General features: G+C 72.3%; 3 protein-coding genes. All 3 read left to right on the forward strand.

The window, feature by feature from the left end:
- Positions 1–50 precede the first annotated feature (50 nt).
- Complete coding sequence (locus FNH04_RS44335; protein ID WP_386573940.1) at positions 51–827, forward strand: EboA domain-containing protein; 777 nt, start codon at positions 51–53, stop codon at positions 825–827.
- Entirely contained in the window at positions 827–1,675 is an 849-nt protein-coding gene (locus FNH04_RS44340; RefSeq protein WP_152791891.1) for a TatD family hydrolase, read from the forward strand. The genes FNH04_RS44335 and FNH04_RS44340 overlap by 1 nt, the downstream gene beginning before the upstream one ends.
- A 3-nt stretch (positions 1,676–1,678) precedes the next feature.
- On the forward strand, positions 1,679–2,739 hold a 1,061-nt coding region (gene eboE, locus FNH04_RS44345), incomplete at its 3' end, for a metabolite traffic protein EboE (RefSeq protein WP_152791892.1).

Here is a 2,739-nt window from a genome sequence, read left to right on the forward strand (position 1 = left end):
CCCTCCGCATCACCCGTGGGCGAACCCGCCGCCCCCGAAGGGAGAACCGAGTGACGCACCTCCACAGCACGTCGGGTACCCCTGCGGCGGGCACCGCCCTCGGCCGCACCCCGCTCGACGAACTGCACACGTGCGTCACCAGCCACCTCGACAGCACCGCCCGCACCTGGTTCGACAGGGCCCTGGCCGAGGCCACCGACCGCCCCGGACTGCACGGGCCCATCTCCGTCTGGGAGTTGCGCCTCGCCGAGGCGGGCCGACGCTGTGGACCCGAGCACGCCGACGCCGTGCGCGTTCTGATCCTCCGTGCTGCCCGCGCCGACGCGGACACCCTCACCCGCGTCTACCGCCAGGGCACCGGCGCCGAACGCCGGGCCGTCCTGTACGCCCTGCCGCACCTCGTGCCAGGCCCGGAAGCGGTACCGATCGTCGAGGACGCTCTGCGCACCAACGACACCCGCCTCGTAGCCGCGGCGCTCGGCCCCTACGCTGCCCGGCACCTGGGCCCTCACAACTGGCGGCACGCCGTTCTGAAGTGCCTGTTCACCGGGGTGCCCATCGACGAGGTGGCGGACCTGCCCCGTCGCGCCCGGGCCGACGCCGAGCTCGCCCGCATGCTCGGCGACTACGCCGACGAACGCACCGCCGCGGGCCGTCCCGTACCCGAGGACCTGTACCGCGTCCTGGCCCTGACCGAGCCCGGGGGAGAGCCCGGTGGCGGGGCAGGGAGCGAGCCCGGGGCCGGGCCCACGACCGACATGTCCACCGCTCCGGCACCGTCCCCCCACCCCGGCACCCCGTCCCGTGAGGACGGCAAGGAGTCCTGATGCGCATCTTCGACCCCCACATCCACATGACGTCACGCACCACCGACGACTACGAGGCCATGCGCGCCGCGGGAGTCCGCGCCGTCGTCGAACCGTCCTTCTGGCTCGGACAGCCCCGTACCTCGCCCGCCACCTTCCTGGACTACTTCGACTCCCTCCTCGGCTGGGAGCCCTTCCGCGCCGCCCAGTACGGCGTCGCCCACCACTGCACCCTCGCCCTCAACCCGAAGGAGGCGAACGACCCGCGCTGCGTCCCCGTCCTTGACGAGCTGCCCCGCTATCTCGTCAAGGACCATGTCGTGGCCGTCGGCGAGATCGGCTACGACTCGATGACGCCCGCCGAGGACACCGCCCTCGCCGCCCAGCTCCAGCTGGCCGCCGAACACGAACTGCCCGCCCTCGTCCACACCCCGCACCGCGACAAGCTCGCCGGTCTGCGCCGCACCCTCGACGTCGTCCGCGAGTCCGCGCTGCCCCCGGACCGGGTGCTGGTCGACCACCTCAACGAGAACACCGTCAAGGAGGCCAAGGACAGCGGCTGCTGGCTCGGCTTCTCCGTCTATCCCGACACCAAGATGGACGAGGACCGGATGGTCCTGATCCTCAAGGAGTACGGACCCGAGAAGGTGCTCGTGAACTCGGCCGCGGACTGGGGGAGAAGCGACCCCCTCAAGACACGCAGGGTCGGTGACGCCCTGCTCGCGAGCGGCTTCAGCGACGACGACGTCGACCGGGTGCTGTGGCGCAACCCCGTCGCCTTCTACGGGCTCAGCGGTCGCCTCGACCTGGACGTCGTGGGCACCGCCGCCACGCACGAGGGCAACTCCGTCCTGCGTGGCGGGGAGTGAGCGATGCGCTTCCGCCACCCCGACGGATCCACCGTCCACCTCGCCTACTGCACCAACGTCCACCCGGCCGAGACCCTCGACGGCGTCCTCGCCCAGCTCCGCGATCACTGCGAACCCGTGCGCCGCCGACTCGGCCGCGACCGCCTCGGCATCGGACTGTGGCTCGCCAAGGACGCCGCCGACGCCCTCGTCACCGACCCGTCCGCCCTGCGCGTTCTGCGCACCGAACTCGACCGCCGCGGCCTCGAGGTCGTCACCCTCAACGGCTTCCCCTATGAGGGCTTCGGCGCCGAAGAGGTCAAGTACCGCGTCTACAAGCCGGACTGGACCGACCCGGAACGCCTCGACCACACCACGGCCCTGACCCGTGTCCTCGCCGGACTCCTCCCCGACGACGTCACCGAGGGCACCGTCTCGACTCTGCCGCTGGCCTGGCGCACCCCGTATGACGACGACCGTGCCGCCCTCGCCCACAAGGCCCTGACGACGCTCGCCGAACGCCTCGACGCACTGCATGAGCTGACCGGCCGCTCCATCCGCGTCGGCCTGGAACCCGAACCCGGCTGCACCATCGAGACCACCGCCGACGCCATCGGCCCGCTCAGCGCGATCGGCCACGACCGCATCGGCGTCTGCGTCGACACCTGCCACCTCGCCACCTCCTTCGAAGACCCGCACACCGCCCTGGACGCGCTCACCCACGCCGGCGTCCCCATCGTGAAATCGCAGCTCTCAGCCGCCCTGCACGCCGAACACCCCCATCTCCCCGACGTCCGTGAAGCGCTGGCCGCCTTCGACGAACCCCGCTTCCTGCACCAGACCCGCACCGCCACGGCCTCCGGGCTACGCGGCACCGACGACCTCGGCGAGGCCCTCGAAGGCGACGCCCTGCCCGACGCCCGGCCGTGGCGCGCCCACTTCCACGTCCCACTGCACGCGGCCCCCGCCGCGCCCCTCACCTCCACGCTCCCCGTACTCCAGGCCGCGCTGACCCGACTCGTCGGCGGCGCGCGCCCACTCACCCGCCATCTGGAGGTCGAGACCTACACCTGGCAGGCCCTCCC

Origin of the sequence: Streptomyces phyllanthi (assembly GCF_009377205.1) — a bacterium.
GTDB classification, from domain to species: Bacteria; Actinomycetota; Actinomycetes; order Streptomycetales; family Streptomycetaceae; genus Streptomyces; species Streptomyces phyllanthi.

What these genes read in the sequence shown, in the direction of transcription:
- FNH04_RS44340 (WP_152791891.1), top strand. Translation starts at nt 827, where the DNA reads ATGCGCATCTTCGACCCCCACATCCACATGACGTCACGCACCACCGAC.